At 45.8% G+C, this 25,916-nt stretch carries 21 protein-coding genes and 1 pseudogene; 16 read left to right on the forward strand and 6 right to left on the reverse strand.

All coding sequences use genetic code 11. The annotated features are described in order from the left end of the window. The 9 genes and pseudogenes from R7070_RS22600 to rpoC all read left to right on the forward strand — a co-directional run. Positions 1–71: pseudogene (locus R7070_RS22600) on the forward strand (elongation factor Tu); the annotation flags it as partial. Between the two features lie 266 nt (positions 72–337). Then, on the forward strand, positions 338–718 hold the full coding sequence (secE, locus tag R7070_RS22605; RefSeq protein ID WP_005384680.1) for a preprotein translocase subunit SecE: 381 nt from the start codon (positions 338–340) through the stop codon (positions 716–718). Positions 719–731: 13 nt separating this feature from the next. After that, on the forward strand, positions 732–1,280 hold the full coding sequence (gene nusG / locus R7070_RS22610; RefSeq protein WP_005384681.1) for a transcription termination/antitermination protein NusG: 549 nt from the start codon (positions 732–734) through the stop codon (positions 1,278–1,280). A gap of 164 nt (positions 1,281–1,444) precedes the next feature. After that, the gene (rplK, locus tag R7070_RS22615) at positions 1,445–1,873 is read left to right on the forward strand and encodes a 50S ribosomal protein L11 (protein WP_005384682.1); all 429 of its coding nucleotides are present in this window, start codon (positions 1,445–1,447) and stop codon (positions 1,871–1,873) included. A gap of 4 nt (positions 1,874–1,877) precedes the next feature. Then, a complete protein-coding gene (gene rplA / locus R7070_RS22620) occupies positions 1,878–2,579 on the forward strand; it encodes a 50S ribosomal protein L1 (RefSeq protein WP_005384683.1) in 702 nt (233 codons plus the stop codon). A gap of 293 nt (positions 2,580–2,872) precedes the next feature. After that, positions 2,873–3,367 carry a 50S ribosomal protein L10 gene (gene rplJ, locus R7070_RS22625; RefSeq protein ID WP_005382538.1) on the forward strand — a complete coding sequence of 165 codons (495 nt, stop codon included), beginning with the start codon at positions 2,873–2,875 and terminating at the stop codon, positions 3,365–3,367. Between the two features lie 57 nt (positions 3,368–3,424). Further along, complete coding sequence (rplL, locus tag R7070_RS22630) at positions 3,425–3,793, forward strand: 50S ribosomal protein L7/L12 (RefSeq protein WP_005382540.1); 369 nt, start codon at positions 3,425–3,427, stop codon at positions 3,791–3,793. Between the two features lie 252 nt (positions 3,794–4,045). Further along, positions 4,046–8,074: a DNA-directed RNA polymerase subunit beta gene (gene rpoB / locus R7070_RS22635; RefSeq protein WP_064354397.1), complete on the forward strand. Its 4,029-nt coding sequence runs from the start codon at positions 4,046–4,048 to the stop codon at positions 8,072–8,074. Positions 8,075–8,178: 104 nt separating this feature from the next. Continuing rightward, positions 8,179–12,381, forward strand: coding sequence for a DNA-directed RNA polymerase subunit beta' (rpoC, locus tag R7070_RS22640; protein WP_005382514.1), 4,203 nt, complete (start codon positions 8,179–8,181; stop codon positions 12,379–12,381). 173 nt (positions 12,382–12,554) lie between these two features. Here the strand turns inward: rpoC and R7070_RS22645 are convergent, their stop codons facing one another. Next, positions 12,555–13,046, reverse strand: coding sequence for an Rsd/AlgQ family anti-sigma factor (locus R7070_RS22645; protein WP_005382515.1), 492 nt, complete (start codon positions 13,044–13,046; stop codon positions 12,555–12,557). A gap of 177 nt (positions 13,047–13,223) precedes the next feature. On the opposite strand from R7070_RS22645, the gene nudC reads away from it, so the two are divergent. Together nudC and hemE are read left to right on the forward strand one after the other, a co-directional pair. Further along, on the forward strand, positions 13,224–14,021 hold the full coding sequence (gene nudC / locus R7070_RS22650) for an NAD(+) diphosphatase (RefSeq protein ID WP_256900735.1): 798 nt from the start codon (positions 13,224–13,226) through the stop codon (positions 14,019–14,021). 247 nt (positions 14,022–14,268) lie between these two features. Beyond that, positions 14,269–15,336, forward strand: a complete 1,068-nt coding sequence (hemE, locus tag R7070_RS22655; RefSeq protein WP_005384692.1) for a uroporphyrinogen decarboxylase — start codon at positions 14,269–14,271, stop codon at positions 15,334–15,336. Positions 15,337–15,576: 240 nt separating this feature from the next. Here the strand turns inward: hemE and R7070_RS22660 are convergent, their stop codons facing one another. Together R7070_RS22660 and R7070_RS22665 are read right to left on the reverse strand one after the other, a co-directional pair. Next, the gene (locus R7070_RS22660; protein ID WP_005382518.1) at positions 15,577–16,149 is read right to left on the reverse strand and encodes a uracil-DNA glycosylase family protein; all 573 of its coding nucleotides are present in this window, start codon (positions 16,147–16,149) and stop codon (positions 15,577–15,579) included. A 2-nt stretch (positions 16,150–16,151) separates the two neighbouring features. Further along, on the reverse strand, positions 16,152–17,075 hold the full coding sequence (locus R7070_RS22665) for a D-2-hydroxyacid dehydrogenase (RefSeq protein WP_053307542.1): 924 nt from the start codon (positions 17,073–17,075) through the stop codon (positions 16,152–16,154). Between the two features lie 66 nt (positions 17,076–17,141). Here R7070_RS22665 and R7070_RS22670 point away from each other — a divergent pair, with 66 nt between their 5' ends. Further along, the gene (locus R7070_RS22670) at positions 17,142–17,729 is read left to right on the forward strand and encodes a YjaG family protein (protein WP_005382520.1); all 588 of its coding nucleotides are present in this window, start codon (positions 17,142–17,144) and stop codon (positions 17,727–17,729) included. A 79-nt stretch (positions 17,730–17,808) separates the two neighbouring features. On the opposite strand, the gene R7070_RS22675 is transcribed toward R7070_RS22670, so the two are convergent. Further along, complete coding sequence (locus tag R7070_RS22675; protein WP_017635548.1) at positions 17,809–18,942, reverse strand: hemolysin family protein; 1,134 nt, start codon at positions 18,940–18,942, stop codon at positions 17,809–17,811. A gap of 253 nt (positions 18,943–19,195) precedes the next feature. Between R7070_RS22675 and hupA the strand changes: the two genes are divergently transcribed. Together hupA and R7070_RS22685 are read left to right on the forward strand one after the other, a co-directional pair. Beyond that, entirely contained in the window at positions 19,196–19,468 is a 273-nt protein-coding gene (hupA, locus tag R7070_RS22680) for a nucleoid-associated protein HU-alpha (protein ID WP_005382524.1), read from the forward strand. A gap of 39 nt (positions 19,469–19,507) precedes the next feature. Further along, positions 19,508–20,206 (forward strand): DUF1481 domain-containing protein, encoded by a 699-nt coding sequence (locus R7070_RS22685; protein ID WP_053303483.1) that lies wholly within the window; start codon positions 19,508–19,510, stop codon positions 20,204–20,206. A gap of 84 nt (positions 20,207–20,290) precedes the next feature. Here R7070_RS22685 and purD read toward each other — a convergent pair whose 3' ends face one another. Further along, positions 20,291–21,580, reverse strand: coding sequence for a phosphoribosylamine--glycine ligase (purD, locus tag R7070_RS22690; RefSeq protein WP_213895681.1), 1,290 nt, complete (start codon positions 21,578–21,580; stop codon positions 20,291–20,293). Between the two features lie 194 nt (positions 21,581–21,774). Further along, on the reverse strand, positions 21,775–23,367 hold the full coding sequence (gene purH / locus R7070_RS22695; RefSeq protein ID WP_085570152.1) for a bifunctional phosphoribosylaminoimidazolecarboxamide formyltransferase/IMP cyclohydrolase: 1,593 nt from the start codon (positions 23,365–23,367) through the stop codon (positions 21,775–21,777). Positions 23,368–23,632: 265 nt separating this feature from the next. On the opposite strand from purH, the gene zntR reads away from it, so the two are divergent. Beyond that, on the forward strand, positions 23,633–24,031 hold the full coding sequence (zntR, locus tag R7070_RS22700; protein ID WP_005382529.1) for a Zn(2+)-responsive transcriptional regulator: 399 nt from the start codon (positions 23,633–23,635) through the stop codon (positions 24,029–24,031). A 163-nt stretch (positions 24,032–24,194) separates the two neighbouring features. Continuing rightward, a complete protein-coding gene (cadC, locus tag R7070_RS22705; protein WP_085570153.1) occupies positions 24,195–25,757 on the forward strand; it encodes a lysine decarboxylation/transport transcriptional activator CadC in 1,563 nt (520 codons plus the stop codon). The last annotated feature ends 159 nt before the right edge of the window (positions 25,758–25,916 follow it).

The raw sequence follows: 25,916 nt of genomic DNA on the forward strand, positions 1-25,916 counted from the left end.
GTCTACGTTTCGCGATCCGTGAAGGTGGCCGTACAGTAGGTGCTGGTGTTGTTGCTAAGATCTTCGACTAATTCATAGCGAATTAGCGATGCTTTCGGAAAATCTTGAATTAGATTTGACGAACCAGTAGCAAAAAGGGCATCATTTGATGCCCTTTTTCTGCACTCAACATTATTTTTGCTGTTTTCTTGTTCAGAAGTGGGTTGGGCGCAGAGCAAGATTAAGCAAAGAGGCTTAATCTTAAGAAGAGTACGCTGATTTTTTCAGCGATATGGAGTTTGCCCTGCAACAGCGGGGTTGTTGTCGTCTATATTAAGACTTGTAACAGGTTGGTTTTATGAAAGCAAATAATGCTGAAACTCCTGATAGCTCAAACGCAGCAGATACGTTTAAGTGGGTAGCCGCTTTCGTATTGGCAGCTGCCGCTGTTGTGGGTAATTACCTGTATGGTGAAATGTCTGTAGTGGTTCGTGCTGCAGGCGTTGTTGTTCTTATTGCAGCTGCCTTAGGCGTTGCAGCAACAACGACTAAAGGTAAAGCAGCGATCAGTTTTGCAAAAGAATCTCGTATGGAAGTACGTAAAGTTGTTTGGCCTACTCGCCAAGAAACCATGCAAACAACACTGATCGTTTTAGCTGTAAGTATTGTAATGGCTCTAGTGCTATGGGGTATTGACGGAATTATGGTTCGTCTAGTAGCTCTAGCAACTGGGGTATAGAGGGTTTTTATTCATGAGTGAAGCTCCAAAAAAACGCTGGTATGTGGTTCAAGCCTTCTCTGGATTTGAAGGTCGTGTAGCTCAATCTCTGCGCGAGCATATCAAAATGCACGGCATGGAAGAGCTATTCGGTGAAGTACTGGTTCCTACTGAAGAAGTAGTGGAAATGCGCGCGGGTCAGCGTCGCAAATCTGAGCGTAAGTTCTTCCCAGGTTACGTCCTTGTTCAGATGATTATGAACGATGAATCATGGCACCTAGTACGCAGTGTGCCGCGTGTCATGGGCTTCATTGGTGGTACCTCAGACCGTCCGGCACCTATCACGGATAAAGAGGCTGACGCGATTCTTAATCGTCTTGAGAAAGCGAGTGAAGCGCCTCGTCCGCGTACAATGTACGAAGCGGGTGAAGTGGTACGTGTTAACGAAGGTCCATTTGCTGACTTCAACGGTACTGTTGAAGAAGTGGATTACGAGAAGAGCCGCCTGAAAGTGTCGGTATCGATCTTTGGTCGTGCGACACCAGTTGAGCTTGAATTTGGTCAGGTTGAAAAGCTGGACTAAGACTCTTCGTTAAAGAGTATAAAAAATCACCTTTTTAGGGTTGTATAAGGCGCGGATTATGACTATAATTTCGCGCCTTTTTACTTCAAGTGAAGTAAAAAGTTTCTTACACAAACGGGGAGCTGATCTGCGATTAGCGTTTGTACCCAAACTTAGGAATTATCATGGCTAAGAAAGTTGAAGCTTACATCAAGCTACAAGTTGCTGCTGGTATGGCTAACCCTAGTCCACCAGTAGGTCCTGCACTAGGTCAACACGGTGTGAACATCATGGAATTCTGTAAAGCGTTCAACGCAAAAACAGAATCTATTGAGAAAGGTCTACCAACTCCAGTAGTTATCACAGTATACAGCGACCGTTCTTTCACGTTCGTAACTAAGACTCCACCTGCTGCTGTTCTTCTTAAGAAAGCTGCTGGCGTTAAGTCTGGTTCAGGTCGTCCAAACACTGAAAAAGTTGGTACTGTAACTGACGCTCAAATCCAAGAAATCGCAGAAACTAAAGCTGCTGATATGACTGGTGCTGACATCGAAGCGATGAAGCGTTCTATCGCTGGTACTGCTCGTTCAATGGGCCTAGTGGTAGAGGGTTAATAAGATGGCAAAACTAACTAAGCGCATGCGCGTAATCCGCGAAAAAGTTGACGTAACTAAAGAATACGAAATCAACGAAGCTGTTGCTCTTCTTCAAGAACTAGCGACTGCTAAATTCGTTGAGTCTGTAGACGTTGCTGTTAACCTAGGCATTGATGCTCGTAAATCTGACCAGAACGTACGTGGTGCAACTGTACTACCTCACGGTACTGGCCGCGAAATCCGCGTTGCAGTGTTCACTCAAGGTGCTAACGCTGAAGCAGCTAAAGAAGCTGGCGCAGACATCGTAGGTATGGAAGATCTTGCTGAGCAAGTTAAGAAAGGCGAAATGAACTTTGACGTAGTTGTTGCTTCTCCAGATGCAATGCGCGTTGTAGGTCAACTAGGTACTATCCTAGGTCCTCGCGGTCTTATGCCAAACCCTAAAGTTGGTACTGTAACTCCTAACGTTGCTGAAGCAGTTAAAAACGCTAAAGCTGGTCAGGTTCGTTACCGTAACGACAAAAACGGCATCATCCACACTACTATCGGTAAAGCAAACTTCTCTGCTGAGCAGATCAAAGAGAACCTAGAAGCACTTCTAGTTGCTCTGAAGAAAGCTAAGCCATCTTCAGCGAAAGGTACTTTCCTGAAGAAAGTAAGCATCTCTACTACTATGGGTGCTGGTGTTGCTGTTGATCAGGCTAGCCTGAACACTCAAGCATAATTTATTTGCTTAGGCGCAAAATTCGTGTATAATTTTGCGCCTAATATTTGTGGTTGGGGCTGAACTTTGGTTCTTTGAACTGTCTCCTAGTTCGAAATGAATTAAGACCCAGTCTCCGTCCAAGACCGTAGGTGTTTGTGTAAAAGCAAACTTAATTATCCTACGTAGATGGTGCCCGAACTGACAGAAAGCTCTATGTAATATAGTTAACTTTCTTCTGGGGAAGCACCTCAATAGCTCTCACTGTCGTGATGATAGTGAGTGGTGTAACGACAACCAGGAGTAAATCCAAGATGGCTTTAAACCTTCAAGACAAAAAAGCAATTGTTGCTGAAGTCAACGAAGCTGCCAGTGGTGCACTTTCTGCAGTTGTAGCTGATTCTCGTGGCGTTCAAGTTGGCGCGATGACTTCTCTACGTAAACAAGCTCGTGAAGCTGGCGTTTACATGAGAGTTGTTCGTAACACTCTTGCTCGTCGTGCGGTTGAAGGTACTGAGTACGAGTGTCTAACTGACACTTTCACTGGTCCTACTCTAATCGCATTCTCTAATGAGCACCCAGGTGCTGCAGCGCGTCTTTTCAAAGACTTCGCTAAAGAGAACAAAGATTTCGAGATCAAAGCTGCTGCATTTGAAGGCGCTTTAACTGACGCTGAAGTACTAGCAACACTACCAACTTACGACGAAGCAATTGCACGCCTAATGATGTGCATGAAAGAAGCTTCGGCTGGCAAGCTGGCGCGTACTATCGCAGCTATCCGCGATCAAAAACAAGAAGCAGCGGCATAAGCCTTGCTTTTTACTGGTTGCTTAATAAACTTATTGTTGACTTAAAAGAGAATTGTTATGTCTATTACTAACGAGCAAATCCTAGACGCAGTTGCAGAAATGTCTGTAATGCAAGTTGTTGAACTAATCGAAGCAATGGAAGAGAAATTCGGTGTTTCTGCTGCTGCTGCTGTTGTAGCTGGCGGCGCTGCTGCAGGCGAAGCTGCTGCTGAGCAAACTGAATTCGACGTAATCCTAGAAGCTGCAGGCGGTAACAAAGTTGCTGTAATCAAAGCAGTACGTGGCGCAACTGGCCTAGGTCTTAAAGAAGCTAAAGCTCTAGTAGACGGCGCTCCAGCACCTCTTAAAGAAGGTGTTGAGAAAGCAGAAGCTGAAGCTCTTAAAGCTCAGCTAGAAGAAGCTGGTGCAACTGTTGCTGTTAAGTAATTATTGCATAGTTTCTTAGCCTAACGGCTAATTGGCTGGTGGTTTTTTAACCACCGGCCTTTTTGCGCTGTAGGGTATAGGCGAATTTTCCCGCTGTTTAAGCGCCTGATATCCATGCAAAAAACATTTCATTCTTACGAAATGAAATGTCACTACAGTAAACAGCTATATTAGTCACTGTCCCTTACCCCCCTTAAGTAACTAGGAGCGGGCGGACAGTTTGGGTCACTTATCAGCGAGCTGAGGAACCCCATGGTTTACTCTTATACCGAGAAAAAGCGCATCCGTAAGGACTTTGGTACTCGTCCACAAGTTTTGGACATTCCATACCTGCTATCGATCCAGCTCGATTCGTTCGACAAATTTATCGAACAGGATCCTGAAGGTCAATACGGTCTTGAAGCCGCTTTCCGTTCTGTATTCCCGATTCAGAGCTACAACGGCAATTCTGAGCTGCAATACGTTAGCTACCGTCTTGGTGAGCCAGTTTTTGACGTTAAAGAATGTCAAATCCGCGGTGTAACTTACTCAAAGCCACTACGTGTAAAACTACGCCTAGTTATCTTTGATAAAGACGCGCCAGCAGGTACTGTAAAAGACATTAAAGAACAAGAAGTCTACATGGGTGAAATTCCGCTCATGACAGACAATGGTACCTTCGTAATCAACGGTACCGAGAGGGTTATCGTATCCCAGCTGCACCGAAGCCCAGGCGTGTTCTTCGACAGCGATAAGGGTAAGACCCACTCTTCAGGTAAAGTTTTATACAACGCACGTGTTATTCCTTACCGTGGTTCATGGCTTGATTTCGAGTTTGATCCTAAGGATAACTTGTACGTTCGTATCGACCGCCGTCGTAAGCTACCAGCATCGATCATCCTTCGAGCACTAGGTAAGTCGACAGAAGAAATCCTAGATATCTTCTTCGAGAAAGTGAACTTCGAAGTGAAAGACCAAACTCTATTGATGGAGTTGGTTCCGGATCGTCTACGTGGTGAAACTGCGTCATTCGACATCGAAGCAAATGGTAAAGTTTACGTTGAGCAGGGTCGTCGCGTAACAGCTCGTCATATCCGCCAACTAGAAAAAGATGGCGTTGATCACATCGAAGTACCAGTTGAGTACATCGTTGGTAAAGTTGCATCTAAAGATTACATCAATGAAGCAACTGGCGAGATCATTGTTAACGCTAACCAGGAAATCAGCCTGGAAGCATTAGCGAACCTATCTCAGGCAGGCCACAAAGCGCTAGAAGTTCTATTTACGAACGATCTAGACCACGGTCCATTCATGTCAGAAACATTACGTATCGACAGCACGGTTGATCGTATTTCTGCATTGGTAGAAATCTACCGCATGATGCGCCCTGGTGAGCCGCCAACAAAAGAAGCTGCAGAAGCTCTATTCGAAAGCCTATTCTTCTCTGAAGAGCGTTACGATCTATCGACTGTTGGTCGTATGAAGTTCAACAGCTCTATCGGCCGTGAAGATGCTCAAGAGCAAGGCACACTTGATGAAACTGATATCATCGAAGTGATGAAGAAGCTGATCGCGATCCGTAACGGTAAGGGCGAAGTGGACGATATCGACCACCTAGGCAACCGTCGTATCCGTTCTGTAGGCGAAATGGCTGAGAACCAGTTCCGTGTAGGTCTAGTACGTGTTGAGCGTGCAGTTAAAGAGCGTCTAAGCCTAGGCGATCTTGACGCAATCATGCCTCAAGACTTGATCAACGCGAAGCCAATTTCTGCGGCAGTTAAAGAATTCTTTGGCTCTTCACAGCTTTCGCAGTTCATGGACCAAAACAACCCGCTATCAGAAGTAACGCACAAGCGTCGTATTTCTGCATTGGGTCCTGGCGGTCTAACTCGTGAACGTGCTGGCTTCGAAGTACGTGACGTACACGTAACTCACTACGGTCGTCTATGTCCTATCGAAACGCCTGAAGGTCCAAACATCGGTCTGATCAACTCTCTATCTGCGTTTGCGCGTTGTAACGAGTACGGTTTCCTAGAGACACCATACCGTCGCGTTGTAGATGGCGTAGTAACAGACGAAGTAGATTACCTATCTGCAATCGAAGAAGGCCAATTCGTTATCGCACAGGCGAACGCTAAGCTAAACGAAGATGGTACTTTTGCAGATGAGCTGATCACAGCTCGTCAGAAAGGTGAATCTGGTCTACACCCTCGTGAGCACGCTCAGTACATGGACGTTGCGACAAACCAGGTTGTATCTATCGCTGCATCGCTTATCCCGTTCCTAGAACACGATGATGCGAACCGTGCATTGATGGGTGCGAACATGCAACGTCAGGCAGTTCCAACACTAAAAGCTGACAAACCGCTTGTTGGTACTGGTATTGAACGTAACGTAGCAGTTGACTCAGGTGTAACTGCAGTTGCTAAACGTAGTGGTGTGATCCAGTCAGTAGATGCTTCTCGTATCGTTGTTAAAGTTAACGAAGAAGAGCTAGTACCAGGTGAAGCTGGTATCGACATCTACAACCTGACTAAATACACACGTTCTAACCAGAACACATGTATTAACCAGCGCCCATGTGTGATGCCAGGTGAGCCTGTATCACGCGGTGACGTTCTTGCTGATGGTCCTTCAACAGACCTTGGTGAACTAGCGCTTGGTCAAAACATGCGTATCGCGTTCATGCCTTGGAACGGTTACAACTTCGAAGACTCGATCTTAGTATCTGAGCGCGTAGTTCAAGAAGACCGTTTCACGACTATCCACATCCAAGAACTGACTTGTGTGGCGCGTGATACTAAGCTTGGTTCTGAAGAGATCACAGCGGATATTCCAAACGTAGGTGAGTCTGCTCTGTCTAAACTAGACGAGTCAGGTATCGTTTACATCGGTGCTGAAGTTAAGGGTGGCGACATCCTAGTTGGTAAAGTTACACCTAAAGGTGAAACTCAGCTAACGCCTGAAGAGAAGCTACTACGTGCAATCTTCGGTGAAAAAGCATCTGACGTTAAAGATACTTCACTACGTGTACCTAACTCTGTATCAGGTACGATCATCGACGTTCAAGTCTTTACTCGCGATGGCGTAGAGAAAGACAAGCGTGCGCTTGAAATCGAACAGATGCAGCTTAAAGAAGCGAAGAAAGACCTAACTGAAGAATTCCAGATTCTTGAGGGCGGTCTTCTAAACCGTGTTAAAGCTGTATTGATTGAAGGCGGTTACTCTGAAGCGAAACTAGACACAACTGATCGTAAGAAGTGGCTAGAACTAACGCTAGAAGATGACGCACTACAAACTCAGCTTGAGCAACTTGCTGAGCAGTGGGATGAGCTAAAAGCCGACTTCGATAAGAAGTTCGAAACTAAGCGTCGTAAGATCACTCAAGGTGATGATTTAGCACCTGGTGTACTGAAGATCGTTAAGGTTTACCTAGCGGTTAAACGTCGCATTCAGCCTGGTGATAAGATGGCGGGTCGTCACGGTAACAAGGGTGTAATCTCTAAGATCAACCCTGTTGAAGACATGCCATACGATGAGAAAGGTCAGCCTGTAGACATCGTACTTAACCCACTGGGTGTACCTTCGCGTATGAACATCGGTCAGATCCTAGAAGTACACTTAGGTCTGGCAGCGAAAGGTATCGGTGACAAGATCAACCAGATGGTTAAAGAGCAGCAAGAACTAGCGAAATTCCGCGAGTTCCTACAAAAAGTTTACGATCTAGGCGACACTCGCCAGAAAGTAGACATTGCTTCTCTATCTGATGATGAAGTACGTACTCTGATCAAGAACTTGCGTGGCGGTCTACCAATCGCGACTCCTGTATTTGATGGCGCTCCAGAAGAGTCAATCAAAGCACTTCTTGAGCTAGCAGATCTACCAACATCAGGTCAGTTAACACTGTTTGATGGTCGCACAGGTGATGCGTTTGAGCGTCCTGTAACTGTTGGTTACATGTACATGCTGAAACTGAACCACCTTGTTGATGACAAGATGCACGCTCGTTCAACTGGTTCGTACAGCCTAGTAACTCAGCAACCACTAGGTGGTAAAGCTCAGTTCGGTGGTCAGCGTTTCGGTGAGATGGAAGTATGGGCACTAGAAGCATACGGTGCTGCTTACACGCTACAAGAAATGCTAACGGTTAAGTCGGATGACGTTAACGGCCGTACTAAGATGTACAAGAACATCGTAGACGGTAACCACAGCATGGAACCTGGCATGCCAGAATCGTTCAACGTACTGTTGAAAGAGATCCGCTCGCTAGGTATCAACATCGAGCTAGAAGACGAAGAGTAATCCTTTTCTCTCTTGATGAAAGTCGAGAGAATCAAAGCGATTATTTGGAAGAAGGTGCTCACTTTAGCGAGTGAGCTCCTTTTAACTCCTTACAGGAGCTGATTGTGAAAGACTTATTAAACTTTCTAAAAGCACAGCATAAGACCGAAGAATTTGATGCAATCAAAATCGGTCTATCTTCACCAGACATGATCCGTTCATGGTCTTTCGGTGAAGTTAAAAAACCTGAAACGATCAACTATCGTACGTTCAAACCTGAACGCGATGGTCTGTTCTGTGCGCGTATCTTTGGTCCAGTTAAAGACTACGAATGTCTTTGTGGTAAGTACAAGCGCCTGAAGCACCGTGGTGTTATCTGTGAGAAGTGTGGTGTAGAAGTTACACAAACTAAAGTTCGTCGTGACCGTATGGGCCACATTGAACTGGCTTCACCAGTAGCTCACATCTGGTTCCTAAAATCGCTACCGTCTCGTATCGGTCTACTAATGGATATCCCTCTACGTGATATCGAACGCGTTCTGTACTTCGAAATGTACGTAGTAACAGAGCCTGGTATGACTGATCTAGAAAAAGGTCAGATGCTTACTGAAGAAGAGTATCTAGATCGTCTAGAAGAGTGGGGCGACGAGTTCACTGCTAAGATGGGTGCGGAAGCTATCAAGGACCTACTAGGTTCTATGGATATGCACGCTGAAGCAGAACAAATGCGTGAAGAGTTAGAGACAACAAACTCTGAAACTAAGCGTAAGAAAGTAACTAAGCGTCTTAAGCTGGTAGAAGCGTTCATCGCATCGGGTAACAACCCAGAGTGGATGATCCTAACTGTACTTCCAGTACTTCCGCCAGATCTACGTCCTCTAGTACCTCTAGATGGCGGTCGCTTTGCGACTTCTGATCTTAACGATCTATACCGTCGTGTGATCAACCGTAACAACCGTTTGAAGCGTCTTCTAGAGCTAGCGGCTCCGGACATCATCGTACGTAACGAAAAACGTATGCTGCAAGAGTCTGTTGATGCGCTACTAGATAACGGTCGTCGTGGTCGTGCGATCACAGGTTCTAACAAGCGTCCTCTGAAATCTCTTGCTGATATGATCAAGGGTAAACAAGGTCGTTTCCGTCAGAACCTTCTAGGTAAACGTGTAGACTACTCTGGCCGTTCTGTAATCACAGTAGGTCCATACCTTCGTCTACACCAGTGTGGTCTTCCTAAGAAGATGGCACTTGAGCTATTCAAACCATTCATCTACAGCAAGCTAGAGACTCGTGGTCTTGCGACTACAATCAAAGCTGCTAAGAAAATGGTAGAGCGTGAAGAAGCGGTCGTTTGGGATATCCTAGACGAAGTAATCCGTGAACACCCAGTACTATTGAACCGTGCACCTACACTTCACCGTCTAGGTATCCAGGCGTTCGAACCAGTACTGATCGAAGGTAAAGCGATTCAGCTACACCCACTTGTTTGTGCGGCGTACAACGCGGACTTCGATGGTGACCAAATGGCGGTTCACGTACCTCTAACTCTAGAGGCACAGCTTGAAGCTCGTACTCTGATGATGTCGACAAACAACATTCTGTCGCCAGCGTCAGGTGATCCGATCATCGTACCTTCTCAGGACGTTGTATTGGGTCTGTACTACATGACTCGTGAAAAGATCAACGTGAAAGGTGAAGGCATGTACCTTTCTGGCCCAGAAGAGGCTGAGAAAGCATACCGCACTAAACAAGCTGAGCTTCACGCACGCGTTAAAGTACGTATTACAGAAACTGTTGTAGACGAAGACGGCAACAGCACTACAGAAACCAAGATGGTAGACACCACTGTTGGTCGTGCAATGCTATGGCAAATCGTGCCAGCTGGTCTACCGTACAGCATCGTTAACCAAAAGCTAGGTAAGAAGCAAATCTCTAACCTACTTAACGAGGCGTACCGTAAACTAGGTCTGAAAGACACAGTAATCTTCGCTGACCAAATCATGTACACAGGTTTCGCATACGCGGCACTTTCTGGTGTATCTGTTGGTATCGACGATATGGTTGTACCAGCAGCTAAGTACACTGAAATCGCAGAAGCGGAAGAAGAAGTACGTGAAATCCAGGAACAGTACCAATCAGGTCTTGTTACTGCGGGCGAACGCTACAACAAAGTTATCGATATCTGGGCATCGACCAACGACCGTGTTGCGAAAGCAATGATGGAAAACCTTTCATCTGAAACGGTAGTTAACCGTGACGGTGAAGAGGAACAGCAAGAGTCATTCAACAGCATCTATATGATGGCGGACTCGGGCGCTCGTGGTTCTGCAGCACAGATTCGTCAGCTTGCGGGTATGCGTGGTCTGATGGCGCGTCCAGATGGTTCAATCATCGAAACGCCGATCACAGCGAACTTTAAAGAAGGTCTAAACGTACTTCAGTACTTTATCTCAACGCACGGTGCTCGTAAGGGTCTTGCGGATACGGCACTGAAAACAGCGAACTCGGGTTACCTAACTCGTCGTCTAGTAGACGTTGCTCAAGACGTTGTTGTAACTGAACATGACTGTGGCACTCACGAAGGTGTCGACATGATGCCTCACATCGAGGGTGGTGATGTTAAAGTTGCACTTTCTGAGCTTGCTCTTGGTCGTGTTGTTGCTGAAGACGTACTAAAACCTGGCACTGAAGACGTTCTTATTCCACGTAACACCCTGATCGATGAGAAGTGGTGTCAAATCATGGAAGAGAACTCAGTAGACAGCATGAAAGTGCGCTCTGTAGTAACGTGTGATTCTGACTTCGGTTGTTGTGCACAATGTTACGGTCGTGACCTAGCACGTGGTCACCTAGTGAACCAAGGTGAAGCAGTGGGTGTTATTGCTGCTCAGTCTATCGGTGAGCCAGGTACACAGCTAACGATGCGTACGTTCCACATCGGTGGTGCGGCATCGACAGCAGCGGCAGAGAACAGTGTTCAAGTTAAGAACAACGGTTCTATCAAGCTACACAACGCTAAATCTGTATTGGCTGATGACGGTAAGATCGTTATCACTTCTCGTGCGACAGAGTTAACTATCGTTGATGAGTTTGGTCGTACTAAAGAGAAACACAAACTGCCTTACGGTACGCTACTAAGCAAAGGCGATGGTGATACAGTTCAAGCTGGCGAAACAGTTGCAAACTGGGAAGCGCACACACTACCTATCATTACCGAGGTAGCAGGTCGCATCCAGTTCGTAGATATGATCGACGGCGTAACAGTATCTCGTCAAACTGATGACCTAACTGGTCTATCTTCAAGCGAAGTAACTGACCCAGCAGCTCGCCCTTCAGCAGGTAAAGATATGCGTCCAGCTATCAAACTTGTTGACGAGCAAGGTAACGATGTAATGATCCCTGGTACTGATATGCCAGCTCACTACTTCCTACCTGGTAAAGCGATTGTGAACATCGAAGATGGCGCAGCAGTAGGTGTTGGTGCGACACTAGCGCGTATTCCTCAGAAGTCTGGCGGTAACAAAGATATCACCGGTGGTCTTCCACGAGTTGCTGACCTATTTGAAGCACGTAAGCCGAAAGAGCCTGCAATCCTTGCTGAGCACACAGGTACTGTGAGCTTTGGTAAAGAGACGAAAGGTAAACGTCGCCTAGTGATCACACGTGAAAGCGGTGAAGCTTACGAAGAGATGATTCCTAAGCATCGTCAGTTGAACGTATTCGAAGGTGAAAAAGTTGAACGTGGTGATGTGATCGCAGATGGTCCAGAGTCTCCACATGACATCCTACGTCTACGTGGCGTACACGCGGTAACGCAGTACATTGCTAACGAAGTACAGGAAGTTTACCGTCTACAAGGCGTTAAGATTAACGATAAGCACATTGAAACTATCGTTCGTCAGATGCTACGTAAGTGTACTATTACCCACTCTGGTGACTCTGAGTTCCTACCTGGTGAACAGATTGAGTACTCACAAGTTAAGATTGCTAACCGTAACCTAGAAGCTGAAGGCAAAGAGCCTGCACGTTTCGAACGTGAACTACTAGGTATTACTAAAGCATCTCTAGCGACTGAGTCGTTCATCTCTGCGGCATCGTTCCAGGAGACAACTCGCGTACTAACAGAAGCTGCGGTTTCTGGTAAGCGTGATGACCTACGTGGTCTGAAAGAGAACGTAATTGTTGGTCGTCTGATCCCAGCTGGTACTGGTTTCGCATACCACCAAGAGCGTCAAGCTAAACGTTCTGAAGCGCAAGATGGTCCTTCTGCTGAGCAAGCAACGGATAACCTAGCGGCACTTCTAAACGCTGGTTTCTCTTCTGAAGAGTAAGTCATATAACGAGTAATCGTTAAAAGCTTAAGAAAAAGGCACCTTCGGGTGCCTTTTTAGTTTTTTATACTGCTTTGTTCTTCCGGTGGGATTTTCGATAAAGCTAGAAACAAAAAAGACCGACGATGATCGTCAGTCTTTTCTCTCACTCTATTTCTGAATGTTTGCAAATACTAAGCTCCAGGTGGCATAGACAGGCTTTCTGCGATTTGCTGTATCAGATAGTCCTCGACTTCAAAGCGAGTCTCAAGAATTTCCCCAATGAGACACATATCAGAATCGAAATCATTTAATTCATCATCTTCAGTCACTTCTGAGTACTTATCGTTAAAGTTCAATAATGGTTCAGTCGTTAGAACAATTTGACCATAGGTTTGATTGATCTCATTAGTCACGACAAAGCCGGTTGCTTTCCAACGGTCCATAACCATGTCATAAATTTTAAAGTGGCCTTCGGAGATGTAATCAACGAGGTGCTGACAGAAATCCTGCAGTTCGGAAGGAGATGGGAGTTCAATAACATTGGTTTTCGAACAAGGTTGCAGCGCTGCAAGCTTACAATATTCAACAATCAGGGATTGTCGTGTCTCTAACCAGTGATCAATGACATCACTTGAGCCACCCCACTGGTCTTGTGTTTGTTTGAATTTTCTTAGCATGACCATGCCCTCATGATCTGATCGCCCATCGGCGAACGTATCCTTTGCAAAGCAAAGTTAGTAAAGTTATTACAAACTCTTGTCCTTACTAGAATTTAGAGTGCACATTTACTTAACGATAAACTCTAGTATGAAATTAGATTGCCAGTAAAATGAACGAACTTCAAGCAAAGGGATGGTGTAATGTTAAGAAAAGGTGATGTTAACCGCGCGATAAATGCATACTGGTGTGTTGTTGCAGGAAGTGAAATTTGGCTGGTGGATGGTGCTGTGCCCTTCGGGTCTGCAGAGCAGTTATCACTGCCAGTAACGAGTGCAAGACCCATTGGTGAGTATTCTGGTTCGCCCGTCATGTGGCTTAACTTGGCCGATTTAGAGCATGATCTACCTTTAGTATCCCTGCGTGACTGCCTGCATTTTCCTGAGCCATTATTTATGTTGTTAAGTAAAGCTGTGCAATATGGGCACATGACGCAAAGTTTGCGCTTTTGTCCACAGTGCGGAGGAAGAAACTTTCTTAATAATAACCAGTTAGCCATGCAGTGTGGTGAATGTCGCACCCTTCATTATCCTAGAATATTTCCGTGTATTATCGTTGCTGTACGTAAAGAAAATCAGATTTTATTAGCCCAACATCCAAGGCATCGAAATGGTATGTATACGGTTATTGCGGGTTTTCTAGAAGTCGGTGAGACATTAGAAGAGTGCGTGGCTCGAGAAATTCATGAAGAAACGGGAATTCTCGTTAAAAATATTCGTTACTTTGGCAGCCAGCCTTGGGCTTTCCCATCCAGTATGATGATGGGGTTTTTAGCTGACTATGAATCCGGAGAGTTAAGCCCAGACTACACTGAGCTGTCTGATGCACAATGGTTTGGTATCGATGAGATGCCGCCTGTTGCGCCTAAAGGAACTATTGCAAGAGCACTTATCGAACAAACGCTGAAAGATATAGACTCTAATTGTCTGATAAATAAATAAAAAAAACCCTCCGAGAGGGAGGGGGTAAGTAAGATGTCGTTATGAGATGCTGAGTACTAAGTACTCAGTTTATAATTGTAGTTTTCGCTAGCGAACAAATTTTTAACACTGATACCGATTGGGTGCAAATTAAGCATTGATTTAAAAGTTAATAACTTGATCCAGGTTGCAAAGCACACAGCTATTGGACTTAAATCAGTGATAGAATACCCCCTTTCACAGAAAGCCTAACAGTTGGAATTACGGAATGACTGAATTAAAAAATGATCGTTATCTGCGTGCGCTTTTAAAAGAGCCGGTAGATTACACGCCAGTATGGATGATGCGCCAGGCAGGTCGTTACCTACCAGAATACAAAGCGACTCGTGCAGAAGCGGGTGATTTCATGTCTTTGTGTCGAAATGCAGAATTAGCATCCGAAGTGACACTTCAACCATTACGCCGTTTTCCTCTTGATGCCGCGATCTTATTCTCGGACATCTTAACGATTCCAGATGCAATGGGGCTTGGTTTGCGTTTTGCTGCGGGTGAAGGACCTGTTTTTGATAACCCAATTACATGCAAAGCCGACGTGGAAAAAATTGGTTTGCCAGATCCTGAAGGTGAACTGCAATACGTAATGAACGCAGTACGCCAGATCCGTAAAGACCTGAAGGGTGAAGTGCCGCTGATTGGTTTTTCTGGTAGTCCTTGGACTCTTGCGACGTATATGATCGAAGGTGGTAGCTCTAAAGCGTTTACCAAGATCAAGAAGATGATGTACGCGGAACCACAAACTCTGCACCTACTTCTAGATAAGCTGGCAGACAGCGTTATCGAGTACTTAAACGCGCAAATTAAAGCGGGTGCGCAATCGGTAATGGTATTTGACACATGGGGTGGCGTACTAACGCCTCGTGATTACAATCTGTTCTCACTGCAATACATGCACAAGATTGTAGATGGTCTGATTCGTGAAAACGACGGTCGTCGCGTGCCAGTCACACTGTTTACTAAGAATGGCGGCATGTGGCTTGAGCAAATCGCAGCAACGGGCTGTGATGCGGTTGGTCTAGACTGGACAATCAACATTGCAGACGCGAAAGCACGTATCGGTGATAAAGTGGCGCTGCAAGGTAACATGGACCCATCAATGCTTTACGCTTCACCAGAGCGTATCCGTGAAGAAGTCGCGGGTATTCTAGAAGGTTTTGGTGATGCAGGTACTGGTCATGTGTTCAACCTAGGTCACGGTATCCATTTGGATGTGCCGCCAGAAAACGCGGGTGTATTTGTGGAAGCGGTACACGAGCTATCTAAGCCGTACCACAAGTAACTTCGACTTTTTGAAATCAAATGCCGGCATTCAGTGCCGGTATTTTTTTACCTAAAATTCAGTTTTTCTATCTGAGACTCAAGGCTGTACAGCTCTAGTAGTATTTGGCCTACTATGATCTAATTACTACTCTAGCTGTACACTGGATATTAAAGTTTAATATAAACAAATACTTATGATTTCGGGTTTTATGTTCTAATTTTCTTGTACAGATAAACAAGCAATTAGATCATGGGTGACCTAAAGCATCGAGTGAACGCGTTTTTTAAGGTATGGCACGACGTCAGATTCAAACCAAGGATTCTTCTTTAACCACAATGTATTGCGTGGAGATGGGTGAGGGAGCGGGATAAAGTCCGGTTCCCAATCTTGCCATTGCTGAACGGTTTGCGTGAGCGTCTTTGGTTTGTTGGTGAGATAGTACTGCTGCGAGTATTGACCAATTAGTAGAGTGAGCTCTATATTGGGCAGCTGCTCAAGAATCTTTTTATGCCAAGTGGGCGCACATTCTTTACGAGGCGGTAAATCACCAGAGTTCCCTTTGCCTGGATAACAGAATCCCATTGGGACAATGGCAATTTTATTTGGGTCGTAGAAAACGTCTTTGTCGATATCGAGCCATTGGCGTAATCGATCACCACTTGGGTCATTCCAAGGTATCGAGGTTTTGTGTACACGTGTGCCAGGGGCCTGACCGATGATTAGGATGCGTGCCCCTTTTGCGGCTTGTACGACAGGGTTTGCGCCCAAAGGTAAATTATCCGCGCATATCTGGCAGGCCCTCACTTGTTGCAATAGCTCGTCTAACGACATTCTCAGTAACCCTTTTCGAAATCCACTTGATAATTTAATGAAAATCCATCGCGCCAGCGTAGATAGTTGTCAGCAAAAATCTCGATGACTTGCTCGGGAAAACTCAGCGCAGCAATGTGTGGAGTGATGGTGACTTGCGGTAGTTTCCAAAACGGATGCTCTACTGATAACGGTTCTTGCTCAAACACATCTAAGAAGGCGTGTTCTACCCAACGGTTTTTCAGAGCGAAGAGCAACCCTGTCTCATCCAGTACGTCGCCACGACCTACGTTAAATAATAACGCCTGATTTAGTTGGCTGAGCGTTTGACGATTAAGTAACTGTCGCGTCTCAGGTGTACTTGGTAGAGTATTCACAACGATGTCGGCTTGCTCAAATGTCTTACTTAGTTCATTGATATGAAAGGTCTGATGAAACTCGCCGCCTGAAGTCGGGATACCTGTGCGGTTAATACCGATAGTTTTTATCCCCATTGCTTTAGCGGCGTTGCCCAGATAGCCCCCAATGCTACCGGTACCAAGAATTACCATGGTTTTACTTTGTAATGACGTGTATAGGTGAGGCTGCCATTGTTTGTTTTGTTGTTGCTGGTGGTATCGGGCAAAGTGGCGGTAATGGGCAATACTGTAACCCAAAACATATTCAGCAATCAGTGGACCAAAGATGCCTCGAACGTTAGTTAGAGTATAGTCCTGACGAAAGCTAGGGGATGTTAAGGCGTTGACACCAGCAAACGTGGATTGCACCCATTCAAGCTGTGAAAATTCGTCTAAGCTTTGTGATAGTAAGGGTGGATCCGCTAGTACGATCTGAGCAGCTTCTGGTTGGTCGGTGAGGCAAAGATCGGGCAGATTTTTCTCTGCCAGTAACGTTTTGTAGGTGTCGCGATGCTCTGAGAGCAGGAAAATCTGATTTGAATGCGGCATTAACTTTTTTCCCTGTGATGAATCAAGTACACTTTCGCTGTTTTTTTCTTCAATGATTGAGTGACTATGCTTAAGAATCCTCTTCAGGTTCGTTTAGAAAAACTAGAACCTTGGCAACAAATTACCTTTATGGCGTGTCTGTGTGAACGCATGTATCCAAACTATGCGATGTTTTGTGAGAATACAGAATTTGCTGACCCGCGTGCTTACCGAGCGATTCTTGATAGTGTATGGGAAATTTTGACAGTTAAGAACGCGAAAATTAACTTCGAACGTCAATTGGAGAAGTTAGAAGAGTTGTTCCCAAGTGCGGATGAGTTCGATTTTTACGGCGTTTACCCAGCGATGGACGCGTGTCAGGGTTTGTCTACGTTACTGCATGGTCTATTGGACCGCGATTACCTTTTCGATTCAATGCTTAAAGTGAGTCAACAGTCGGTACAAACCGTTGCTGATCTAGAGCAAGCACAAGGCGCAGAGCCAATCACTAACGACAACCAGAAAGAAAACGAAGCCGTATGTGAAGAGTGGGACGTCCAGTGGGCTATCTTCCGTCCGCTGCGTGAAGCGGTAGAACGTGACATCAGCTTGATTAAAGATTTGCGTGAAGAGCTACGTGAAGAAGGTGTGAGCAACATCGGTATTGCACTTTAATTGTTGAATAAATAGAAAAAGGCATCCTAACTGGATGCCTTTTTTGTTTGTGCGTTTAAGCTGTTATACCTAATGCTGATTACGATTCTTTCGAGTCGGATTTCGGTGGCTCTTGAGCTTCTGGCTCTTTATCCTGCTTCTCCAGCTCGTTATCTTCTTCATCGTCATCGCGGCTTTCGATTACGCCGTGCATTTCTTTCCAGCTTTCCCAGCGTTGGTAAGCCAGCTCCTGCATGTCAGTGCTTTTATCTGCTTCGTCGATGATCTCCTCGCCTACGAGGTGTTCAAAAATATCTTCCAACGTTACCAAACCTAGCACGGTACCGTATTCATCAACAACAAGTGCCAGCTGTAAGCGATGAGTCATCATCTGGTCGAATACTTTAGGTAAAGTGGTATTGTTTAGCACCACTTGAATTGGGCGCATGATTGCTCCCAACTGTTTCTGTCCACTACCTGATTGTTGTAGTTTGAACAACTCAAGGCGATGCACAAAACCAATGATGTTATCTTTCTGCTCGCTGTAAACCAATGGGCGTGAGAAAGGCGTATCTTTGTGTTTTTCTAGGAACTCATTGATGGTCATTGTGGCATCGACACGGAATACTACTGGTCGTGGCGTCATAACCTGCGTTACGGGTACATCTTGGATGCCAAGCAAGTTGCTTAAGATTTTTGATTCACCCTCGGCAAACTCACCGCTTTCACGTGCCAGAATCGCCATTGCAGACAGCTCATCACGCATCTTTGGAGCTTCGTGGTTACGAGCAAGACGCTTGGTGATTTGCTCTGAGAACCAAACAAAGGGTGTAAGCGCCCATACCATCCAACGCAATGCGACCGCGGCAGTGGGTGCCAACTGACGCCAGTAGGTCGCGCCAATCGTCTTCGGTACGATTTCTGAAAGCACTAAGATCGCCAATGTCAGCACTGCCGAAAAGATACCTAATGCTTCGCTACCAAATACAACCGCAGCTTGTGCACCAGCAGTGGCCGCGCCGATAGTGTGAGCGATGGTGTTTAAAGTCAGAATAGATGCCAGTGGTCGGTCGATATCTGATTTCAGCTTAGCCAATTGCCCAGCTGCGGGATGCCCCTGTTGATTGAGCTGCGCAATGTAGCTCGGACTGATACTCAGCAGTACCGCCTCCAGCACCGAACAGATAAACGAAATGCCGATTGCAATAGAGATATAAATGGATAACAGCAGCATAGTTGCCCTTGAATGTAGTTTGATAGTGGTTATTTGCAGCTATTATAACCGCAAAAGTGACTTATAAATTGGTCCAAATACCTTGGAAAGCAAGGGTTTTCAGGGGGTATGTGGTAACAAATTGTGAGTTATTACTCATATTATGGCTAAAAGTACGTCAGAAAATCGAAAGATCGCTTACAAACCTTTGCCAGATGGGGCATTTATGTTTTAGAGTGAGACGAATTCGATAACCTATGAGAAGGGAAACCTAATGAACAAGACCCAATTAATCGACTTTATCGCAGAGAAAGCAGACCTATCAAAAGCACAAGCAAAAGCTGCTCTTGAAGCGACTCTTGATGGTGTAACTGGCGCACTTAAAGAGGGTGACCAAGTTCAACTAATTGGTTTTGGTACATTCAAAGTAAACCACCGCGCTGCACGTACTGGTCGTAACCCTAAGACTGGTGACGAGATTCAAATCGCAGCAGCTAACGTACCAGCATTCGTAGCAGGTAAAGCGCTGAAAGAATCAGTAAACTAAGTTAGAATGCACCGAGGTATCCTGCCTCGGTGCAATTTCATGAAAAAACATCTACTCACTTCACTTCTCCTATCTAGCCTTACCCTTTTTGGCTGTTCATCGGTTGAAACTCCTAATTTAGAACAATTCACGCATTTTTCTGGTGGTAAAGTTGCGGGAGATGCTAGCAGCTTGTACTGGATGACAGAGAAACTCACTCGTGTGAGTACGGCGGCTGATTATGTGACTATGGGGGACAATGGTTGGTTCCAGAGTGATTATCGCTGGGACGAAGGTGAGTTGCGAGAGTTGATTCGAAAAGGCGAGCAAGTTGATACCAAACAAGAGTTGGTGCCTTTTCAAATCCACATCCGTTTCAATAAAGATGGCGAAGCGGTTTACCAACAATATCGTGTTAACCGTAAAGTCTTACCACTCCAGCATGACCAATTAGAGCGCTACAAAGCAGAAGCGAATGACGTAGTGGCATCGGTTAAGGCGCAGTCTCGTAACAATCAGAGCCTTATTCAAGGTTATTGGAATGGTCAATCGTTTGAAACCTGCAAAGGTAAGGTGTTCTCGACACTCGAGTTTAATCAGACGCTGCCAAAATTTATTATCGAGCGTCTCTCATCGGTAGACAGTTATGTGGCTTTTGTCGGCAAGCAGTCACGAAACAAAGCAATGGTCGATGAACTGTTGATGCTCAATGACGATGACTTTGATTGTGTTTCTCGGCCAAAGTTGATCTCTGAATAAACATTGCTTCGAATTCTGTCGAACAAGAACAATAAAAAAAGGCGCTGAGTGCGCCTTTTGTTTTTTAGCCAACTTATGTCGTTTTTATTTGTCTTGCTCACGTGCAATTGCACGGTAGCCGATATCGTTGCGATGGAACATGCCATCCCAACTGATCTGTTTTGCAAGCTCGTAAGCACGCTGCTGCGCTTCTGATACGCTGTTGCCAAGTGCCGTTGCACAAAGAACACGACCACCGTTTGTCACGATGTCGCCATCTTTGTTATCTGTACCAGCATGGAAGACTTTTTCGCCTTCAATTTCAACTTGTGGCAGACCCGAAATAACGTCGCCTTTGTTGTACGCTGCTGGATAACCACCGGCTGCTAGCACGATACCAATCGATGCTCGTGGATCCCACTTCGATTCCGCTTGATCCAGTTTCTCGTCGATTGCCGCTAGGCACAGATCAACAAGATCCGATTCCATGCGCATCATGATAGGTTGTGTCTCAGGATCACCGAAGCGGCAGTTGTACTCGATTACTTTCGGAGTGCCGTCTTTGTCGATCATCAGACCCGCGTATAGGAAACCAGTGTAAGGGTTACCTTCAGAGGCCATGCCACGTACTGTTGGGTAAATCACTTCTTCCATGATGCGGTTGTGGATTTCCTGTGTTACCACTGGAGCTGGAGAGTATGCTCCCATGCCACCGGTGTTAGGACCAGTATCTTTGTCGCCTACGCGTTTGTGGTCTTGGCTGGTGGCCATTGGCAGAACGTTCTCACCATCCACCATCACGATGAAGCTTGCTTCTTCACCATCTAGGAATTCTTCGATAACGACACGACTACCAGCATCACCAAATGCGTTGCCTGCTAGCATGTCTTTGATTGCGTCTTCGGCTTCTTCTAGCGTCATTGCCACAATCACGCCTTTACCAGCCGCAAGGCCGTCGGCTTTCACCACGATCGGTGCACCTTGCTCACGCACGTAAGCAAGCGCTGGTTCAATTTCTGTGAAGTTTGCGTATGCACCGGTTGGGATTTGGTGACGAGCAAGGAAGTCTTTAGTAAACGCTTTAGAGCCTTCAAGCTGCGCTGCGGCTTGGGTAGGACCAAAGATTGGTAAGCCCGCTTCGCGGAACGCATCCACCACACCAATAACCAGCGGTGCTTCTGGGCCAACGATAGTCAGTTCAATCGCCTTCTCTTTGGCGAAAGCAACAAGGCCAGCGATGTCTTCTACATCGATGTTTACGTTCTCTAGTTTTGGCTCTAGTGCTGTACCTGCGTTGCCTGGTGCAACGAAGATAGTCTCAACATTTGGGTTTTGCGCTGCTTTCCAGCCTAGCGCATGTTCACGACCGCCTGAACCAATGATTAAAACTCGCATATGAAAATCCTTAATCTTATAAATACGGTTTGCTCAAACTCAGATATTTCGCAAAGACCTGAGTATGGCCTCTCTAATTCAGTGGGACGAGGACAAGGCGACAAGTGAACTTATTCCTATGAGCATAGTATGCTATGTGATTAGGATAAGTGAACGCCGTCAACGCAGTTATCGTCCCAGTGAAGACGAGAGGATTAGTGGCGGAAGTGACGCATACCGGTAAAGATCATCGCCATGCCGTGTTCGTCTGCTGCGGCAATAACTTCGTCATCACGCATAGAACCGCCTGGTTGGATAACACACTTGATGCCTGCTCCTGCAGCCGCGTCGATACCGTCACGGAATGGGAAGAATGCATCTGATGCCATTACACAACCTTCAACCTGTAGACCTTCGTCTGCAGCTTTGATGCCTGCGATTTTCGCAGAGTAAACGCGGCTCATTTGGCCTGCGCCTACACCGATAGTCATATCGCCTTTCGAGTAAACGATCGCGTTAGATTTCACGTATTTCGCTACTTTCCAGCAGAACAGTGCATCTTTCAGCTCTTCTTCTGTTGGCTGGCGCTTAGAAACCACTTTTAGATCGTCTAGGCTCACCATACCTTGGTCTCGGTCTTGAACCAGTAGACCACCGTTGACGCGTTTCACGTCAAAGCCAGTTGTCTTCGTTGTCCATTCGCCACACTCAAGTAGACGTACGTTCTTCTTCGCGGCAACCACTTCAATCGCTTCAGCAGAAACAGAAGGTGCGATGATCACTTCAACGAATTGACGCTCAACAATAGCGGTTGCTGTTTCAGCATCCAGTTCTTGGTTGAATGCAATGATGCCGCCGAATGCAGATGTTGGGTCAGTTTGGTAAGCACGGTTGTATGCTTCTAGAATGTCTTTACCCAGCGCTACACCACATGGGTTCGCGTGTTTTACGATCACACATGCTGGCTCGTTGAACTCTTTCACACACTCAAGTGCGGCGTCCGTGTCTGCGATGTTGTTGTAAGAAAGGGCCTTACCTTGGATTTGGCGAGCAGTAGAAACAGATGCTTCTTGTGGGTTTGCTTCAACGTAGAATGCGGCTGCTTGGTGGCTGTTCTCACCGTAGCGCATGTCTTGCTTCTTCTCGAACTGTTGGTTGAACGTACGTGGGAATTTAGACTCTTCATCACCTTCTTTGTTCTCACCGTAAGATGGAACCATAGTGCCGAAGTAGTTTGCGATCATGCCATCGTAAGCGGCAGTGTGTTCAAAAGCAGCGATGGCAAGGTCGAAGCGAGTTTCGAGAGTGAGAGATTTGTCGTTTGCGTCCATCTCTGCAATTACGCGGCCGTAATCACCTGCGTTAACAACGATAGTCACGTCTTTGTGGTTTTTCGCTGCAGAACGAACCATTGTTGGGCCGCCGATATCGATGTTTTCAACCGCGTCGGCTAGTGTACAGCCTTCTTTGGCAACGGTTTCTGCGAATGGGTATAGGTTTACGACAACCATATCGATAGGGTTGATGCCGTGCTTTTCCATCACGTCATCATCTTGGCCACGACGACCAAGCACACCACCGTGAACTTTTGGGTGAAGCGTTTTAACGCGGCCGTCCATCATTTCTGGGAAACCAGTGTAGTCAGAGACTTCGGTTACGGCGATGCCTTGTTCGGCAAGTAGGCGAGCTGTACCACCAGTAGATAGGATATCGACACCGCGCTCAGCAAGAGCTTGCGCAAACTCAACAATACCTGTTTTGTCTGATACGCTGATAAGCGCACGGCGAATAGGACGAGCGTTATTCATGCTTCCATTTTCCTCAAATTCACGGAGTTAAAGATGTTTGCCAAAAATGAACTTGTTTTTACCTCTTGGGGTAAAATATTGGCCAGTTTTGGTAAAGACCTTTGCAGGGTATTTTCTGGTTAGAAAACAGTCTCCACATTTGATGGCGCGTATTCTAACCAATTTATTACAAAAAAGCTCGCGCAATCGTTTGGCATCTCAAAAATAATTGCAAAAAAGTCGTTCTTTAGCTTTAAAAGTAACGAGATAGTTAATAGGGAAAGTTATGTTTCAGATAGGTGAACTGGCAAAACGTTGTGGTGTGACTGCCGATACATTACGTTTCTACGAGAAAAACGCGCTAATAAAACCCGCAGGACGAAGTGAGTCAGGCTATCGCTTGTATGATGAAGAGAATCAAAAGCAGGTGCACTTTATCCTCAAAGGTAAAGATCTTGGCTTGAGTCTGGATGAAATTAAAGACCTGTTAGAAATTAAGTTAGAAGCGACAGAACACAGCTGTGCAGAGGTAAAAGCCATTACTTCTGCCAAGTTAGAGCTGATTGATGGGAAAATTAACGAGCTGACGAAAATTCGCCGAGCGTTAAAGAAGATTAATGATGCTTGTTGTGGTCATACAGACGATGACGCCACACATTGCTCTATCCTTGCAGCACTTGAGTAGTCTCATTCTTGCATCACTTAACTTAAGTTTGCATTTTTGGCGACTTGCTTTTCTAGGTACACGCTGCTTTCCCACCTATAATCTTGCCTTTAGTTACTTGTAGGAATCAACCATTGTCTGATTCCTACCGTAACGCTGTCTGTAGATACGAGAGTTTTCATACATGGTTGGAGTCTATTTTCAAATCAATGACTGGGTTTTGAGCGTTGATGAAAATAAGCTGTATCGACAAGATAGGGAAGTTACTGTTGAGCCACGCTTAATTAATCTTTTGCACTTCTTAGCGGAGCATGCGAATGAGGTGTTCAACCGCGAGGAATTGATTCAGTACGTTTGGGCTGGAGCGATTGTGACCGATCAAGTGGTGACTCAATCCATCTTTGAGTTGCGTAAGCTACTACGTGACGGTCGAGAGGAAAATACCAACTACGTTATCACGGTGCCCAAGCGTGGCTATAAGCTGGTAGCGAACGTGGTTACTATGACGCATGAAGAGTTTGTCACAAGTCGGCAAAATGAAGAGATCCCACCTTCGGTTGAAGAATCGGAAGAGGATTGTCTACCTATAGCACCAGCCGTTACCTTTCCTGCCGGTCCTCTAACTCGCGCGGTCTGCGAGATGTCAAAAGAGAAAAAAGCCCCTCAGAGCAAAAACAAAATCAGCCCTTGGCGATTGGGAATTATGAACTTCATCTGGATCAGTATGTTGGTCGTAGTGATGGGCGTGTTTACCTACAAGCAATCGGAAGTGCGTATTACCCAAGCCATCGATACCCATCTGATTGAGTTCAAGTTTCAAGATAATTTTACGAATGAAGGATTAAGCTACGATTTGGCAGACGGATTCGCCCAAAAGTTGATGTCCGACATTGCTCAAGTCAGTGATTACCGAGTCATGCTAAAGAAGGCGTCGTTTAATTCTGGCATTGTGCCTGGTAAATCGGTTGTGGTGAGAGTTCGTGAGAATGACGGTGGCAGCTTTTTAGAGGTGGAATATCGCAATAACTCATCTGAGAAAGTGTTGTTTAGTCGTCAATACGCGTTAACCAGTAGTCATTTAAAGACAGTGCTTCAACAAGCGTCGTTGGATTTGATGCAAGTGCTGAAAGTGTCGGATGCCAAATTGAAATCTACGATGCTGGTGGCGGGAATGCCAATGAATCCCGACGCGTTGGAGTTGTTTGTTCAGGCTAACCATTACCTTAATGTCTCTGATACTAAACAATTCCGCCAAGGTATCGACTTGATGGAAAACATTTTAGAAATCGAGCCGGATAATGCTTACGTTCAAGCTGAGTTGTTGATTGCTTACCATGTACAAAAGGCACTTGATTTCTCACAGGAGTTGAAGAAAGGGCGAATGCAGCAGCTCAGTGAAGCACTAGAGACTAATGTGAAAATGATGGTGGGGCCAATTCAACCGCGAATTTATGAAGCTTTAGCACTGCACGAAACCATCATTGGTGACATGGCGTTAGCCAAGCGGCATCTCGGACAGGCATTGAGGTTACGTGATTCAGTGCTTTCCTATGTGATTCGCGGTAAGCACGCCGAATTGGATGGTGATCTGGATTTAGCCAGTGAGTCTTACAGTGAAGCTTTCTATATTGATACGTCGGTTGAGACGTACCTGCTGTGCGAAAACTTGGTCTTCCCAAGTAACATGAAGGCGATTGATTACGCCATGTATCGCGCCGTTCACCCTTCTGTCGTTCGAATGCTTTAATTCTCTCGGACTCAACGTCAGCCTAATGCTAGCCCCTCATTTCGATGAGGGGCTTTTTTGTCGCTGTCGAAAAGTGAAAAGGGTGGGGCGGTGGGGCAATGACTTACGAAGGAGCTAACAACGCAAGCTTGCAACGGGAATACATACCCGCTTTGCTTC

The sequence above is a fragment of the Vibrio sp. 1557 genome (assembly GCF_033340175.1).
GTDB classification, from domain to species: Bacteria; Pseudomonadota; Gammaproteobacteria; order Enterobacterales; family Vibrionaceae; genus Vibrio; species Vibrio alginolyticus.